This window comes from Halolamina sp., from assembly GCF_036626355.1.
Classification (GTDB): Archaea; Halobacteriota; Halobacteria; order Halobacteriales; family Haloferacaceae; genus Halolamina.
This window is the reverse complement of record NZ_JAZKRY010000134.1, coordinates 1-4,212: the sequence shown is the minus strand read 5'-3', so window position 1 is coordinate 4,212 and position 4,212 is coordinate 1. Positions and strand designations below refer to the sequence as shown.

Below are 4,212 nucleotides of genomic sequence, written 5' to 3'. Positions count from 1 at the left end.
GCTGTCGAGGCTGGCCCGCACACCCTCGTCGGGGCTGTCGAGGCTGGCCCGCACATCTCGCGCGCTCGGGACCACCACCGGTTCGCTCATGACTCCCCCTGGGGGCGCCCCTGACAAGGCGCTTTCCGCTCAGCACGGGTCGAACGCCTCACCCCCGCGGGAACTTTAAGGCCGTGTCGGCCACATCTCCGTCTATGGGAATCCTCTCGCGCGCCTCCTACGTCATCCGGTCGAAGCTGAGCGCGGTACTCGACCGGTCGGAGGACCCGGACGAGACGCTCGACTACTCCTACGAGCAGATGCGCGACCGGTTACAGGAGGTCAAACAGGGTATCGCCGATCTGACGACCCAGAAAAAGCGTCTGGAGATTCAGAAGCGCCGGCTGGCGGAGAACGTCGAGAAACACAACGAGCAGGCCCGTGAAGCGGTCCGTCAGAACCGCGAGGATCTGGCCCGCGAGGCCCTGGAGAAGAAGAAATCCAAGATGGACGAGATCGAGAGCCTGGAGAGCCAGATCGCCGACCTCCAGGAGAGCCAGAACCGACTCGTCGGAAAGAAAAACGAGCTCCAGAGCCGCATCGAGGAGTTCCGAACCAGAAAGGAGACGATGAAGGCACGTCACCAGGCCGCCGAGGCCGAAACCAAAGTCGCGGAGGCGATGACCGGCGCGGGCGAGGAGATGTCCGACGTGAGCCGCGCTATCGAGCGCTCGGAGGAGCGCACCGAGGAGATGGAGGCCCGCGCGGAGGCGATGGACGAACTCCAGGAGAGCGGCGCGTTCGAGGATGCACTCTCCGACGAGGACTACATCGACCGGGAGCTCAGCGCCGTCCAGAATGAGGACGAGGTGGAGTCCGAACTCCGGACGTTGAAACGCGAGCTGGGTGACGGGACCGAGGCTGCTGAGGAGCACGCCGAGACAGAGGAAGCCAACGCCGACATCGAGAGCGAACTCGACGACGTTCGGGACGAGGAGTGAGCGACTCGGGTGAGACGAGCGGGCAGGCGAACCAGCCGAGCGATACGATGCGCGAGCGGGCGGAGGCGAGCACGCGCAAACTCTGGCTTCTACTGGGCGCCGACCGCCGGCTCGTTTCGCTCGGTATCGTCTCGGCGCTCTTTTTCGGCGTCGTCGCCGGCGGACTGGCCCACCCCACCCCGGCAGCGGAACTGGCCGCTGACGGCGACCCTGTGGAGACGCTGGCCCAGGCGCTCATCACCTCGACGGTGACCGGCGTGACGCTGGTGCTGACGCTCTCACAGCTCGTCCTCTCACAGGAACAGGGTGCCGTCGGCGACCAGCGCGGGCGGATGGAGGACGCGATAGCGTTCCGCGAAGACGTGGCTGCGATGCTCGACCAACCCGTCAGCCCGGCGGCCTCCTCGGCGTCCCGTACTCGCTGTTGCAGGTGGGCGCCATCGTCGCGATTGCGCTGCTGCCGTTCGCGGTGCTGCTGGCCTACATCCTCCGAATCGTCACTGTCACGAAACGCACCCTCTCCATCGGGCCGTTCATCCTGCGAGAGACCGACCGGGACGTGGAGTTCGACTGGTAGCAGAGAACGCCCGGCGGCGCTACTCGGCCCGTCGCGCGCCCGTGCCGGGCCGGTCCAGTTCGTCCAGCCGGATCTCACCCTGCGAGAGGTCGACCCCTTCGTAGGGGTCGTCCGCGAGCAGGAGCGAGCCGTCCAGGTCGGCGTAATCGAGCAGCGGGCCGAGGTGGGCGCCCGCGGCGATGCTGGCGTTGCTCTCGACCATGCAGCCGAGCATCACTTCGAGCCCGTGGGCGCGGGCAGCGTGGACCATGCGCTTGGCCTCCAGTAGCCCGCCACATTTCATCAGCTTCAGGTTCGCGATATCGCATTTGTCGGCGATTTCGGGGATATCCGCGAGGGTGAGACAGGACTCGTCGGCCGCGATGGGGAGTTCACTGCGCTCGTAGGCGAACTTCAGGCCCTCCGGGTCCTCCGCGGGGACGGGCTGTTCGATGAACTCCACGTCGTGCTCCGCGAGCCAGCGGGAGTTCCGCACCGTCTCCCGGGGCGTCCACGCCTCGTTGGCGTCGACGCGGAGCGTGGCATCGGGCGCCTCCTCGCGGATGGCCTCGATGAGCTCCTTGTCCCGGTCCGTGCCGAGCTTGACCTTCAGCACCGAGTAGCCCTCGTCGACGGCGTCGGCGGTCTTCTCGCGCACCTTCGGTGTCGTGTCCAGGCCGATAGTGAACGAACTCGTCGGCGCCTCGGTCGGGTTCAGCCCCCAGAGCCGTGAGAGCGGGAGGCCGGTCCGCTTGGCCGCGAGGTCGTGAAGGGCGATGGAGACCGCACAGCGCGCGGCCGGATTGCGCTCGACGACGTGGGCCATCCGCCGTTCGATCTCGGTCAGCGCGTGCGGGTCGCCGATCTCTTCGACCACTGCCAGCAGGTCAGGGAGGACTGCCTCGACGGTGTCTGCGGTCTCGCCGTAGTGGGCGGAGGGTGCAGCGCCGCCGATGCCGGTCATCCCGCCCTCGTCGGTGATGCGAACGATGACGTTCTCGGCCGCCTCCGTCGTGCCACGCGAGATGGTGAACGCGTTGGCCAGCGGCAGCGTGACACGCTCGTACCCGGTGGTGAGCGTCATTTGTGCTCCCCCACGAGTTCCTCGACGAGTTCTCCGACGCCGAACCGAATCGGGTCTGACGCGGGGCCGCCGAGTTCATGGCCATACTCCTCGACGGTCGTCCGGGCGACGTCGTCGTCGGCGATATGGCTGGTGTTGATGGCGCCGGCGACGACCGCCGTCTCGTGGACCGGTTCGGCGAGACTCTCGTAGAGGTCGACGTACTCCGGAATCGGCGGCAGTTCGGTCTCCTCGTAGCCGTGAATCGCCGCTTTGCCGGCCTCGTGACAGAGGACGAGTTTGTCGGCCATCGAGCCGTGGAGGATACCGCAGGTGACCGCAGAGTAGGCGGGGTGGACGATGCTTCCCTGCCCCTCGACGAACAGCACGTCGTGTTCGTCGCCGCGCTCGAGCAGCATCTCCTCGACGGCGCCCGCGGTGAAGTCGCTCACCACGCGGTCGACGGGGTTCCCCCAGCCGGCGATCATGATCCCAGTCTGGCCCGTCGGGACGAAACCGGCGTCGATACCCGCCTCCTGTGCGGCATCGACGAGTTCACACGTGGTCGTCATCTTCCCGACCGAGCAGTCCGTCCCCACAGTGAGGACGACCTCGGCGTCGATGTCGGCGGATCTCCCGTCGGCGACGCCGATTCCGGGGTGGGGTTTGCGCACGTCGTGGAGCTCCCCGCCGTACTCGGCGGCGAGTTTAGAGAACTGCTCGTCCTCGCTCAGGAAGTAGTGCAGGCCGGCGACGACGTCGACCCCGGCTTCGAGCGCGGCAACCACGTCCGGGCGCCAGGACTCGTCGAAGCCGCCGCCGATGGGGGCGACGCCGATGAGGAGCGCGTCCACGTCGCCGGGAACCTCGTTGAAGGAGCCGACGATGGGCGCGTCCGGGACTGTGTCCGTGTGGTCGGCGACACGGTCGCCGGCCAGGTCACGGTCGATGACGGCGACGGTTTCGTCGTCGCTGTAGCGCATCACCCCGAGAGCGGTTTTGGCGCGACCGGGAAACTTCTCGTGTGCGAGCACTGCGATCCGTCTGGTGTCGGCCATGGCTGGGGAAAGGGCGAGCGGGGGCATAAATCGGCCCCCTACGGTAATCGAGGCCTCTTTCGATCTGGGCTGGCAGAATCGTCTCCCATGCCGACAGAAAACTTATTGCCGAATCGACAAACGTTCTGACATGAACCTCCGCTCGGTTCTCGGCTCCCTCCAGCTGCCAGTGGCCGCCCTCGGGGCGCTCGTCGCCGTCGGGTCGTTCTGGCAGATCACCGAACTCATGCCCATCCCCGACCAGGGTGGGCTGCCCGGCGGCCTCGCGTTGCTGTTTCTCTACGCGTTCGGCGTCGTCGGCATCGCCGTCTGCGCGCTCGGCTTCGCCATCCCGCCGGGCGACGGCTACGGTATCCAGTTCCAGCGTCGGCAGCGACTCCTGTTCGGGCTCTCGGCGGTCGGCGCCATCGGGAGCGCCATTCTCCCGCTGCTTGCGCTGCCGGTCGCCGCCAGTGCCGGCCCGGAGCAGGGCCTGTTCTGGGTAATCGGCCTCGCCTGGCTCGGCCCACTGGCCGTCTCGCTGCTCTCGCTTGCAGGCGCGCTCTCTTGGCGCGG

5 protein-coding genes are annotated in these 4,212 nt (G+C 67.4%); 3 read left to right on the top strand and 2 right to left on the bottom strand.

The window, feature by feature from the left end; translation table 11 throughout:
• Positions 1-194: 194 nt before the first annotated feature.
• A complete protein-coding gene (locus V5A38_RS14450) occupies positions 195-980 on the top strand; it encodes a PspA/IM30 family protein (protein WP_332326467.1) in 786 nt (261 codons plus the stop codon).
• Positions 981-1,410: 430 nt separating this feature from the next.
• The gene (locus tag V5A38_RS14445; RefSeq protein ID WP_332326466.1) at positions 1,411-1,557 is read left to right on the top strand and encodes a hypothetical protein; all 147 of its coding nucleotides are present in this window, start codon (positions 1,411-1,413) and stop codon (positions 1,555-1,557) included.
• A 19-nt stretch (positions 1,558-1,576) separates the two neighbouring features.
• On the opposite strand, the gene V5A38_RS14440 is transcribed toward V5A38_RS14445, so the two are convergent.
• Together V5A38_RS14440 and V5A38_RS14435 are read right to left on the bottom strand one after the other, a co-directional pair.
• Positions 1,577-2,620 carry a dipeptide epimerase gene (locus tag V5A38_RS14440; RefSeq protein ID WP_332326465.1) on the bottom strand — a complete coding sequence of 348 codons (1,044 nt, stop codon included), beginning with the start codon at positions 2,618-2,620 and terminating at the stop codon, positions 1,577-1,579.
• Positions 2,617-3,657 carry a DUF1611 domain-containing protein gene (locus tag V5A38_RS14435; RefSeq protein WP_332326464.1) on the bottom strand — a complete coding sequence of 347 codons (1,041 nt, stop codon included), beginning with the start codon at positions 3,655-3,657 and terminating at the stop codon, positions 2,617-2,619. Before V5A38_RS14435 ends, V5A38_RS14440 begins: the two co-directional genes overlap by 4 nt.
• Before the next feature lie 130 nt (positions 3,658-3,787).
• Between V5A38_RS14435 and V5A38_RS14430 the strand changes: the two genes are divergently transcribed.
• On the top strand, positions 3,788-4,212 hold a 425-nt coding region (locus tag V5A38_RS14430), incomplete at its 3' end, for a hypothetical protein (RefSeq protein ID WP_332326463.1).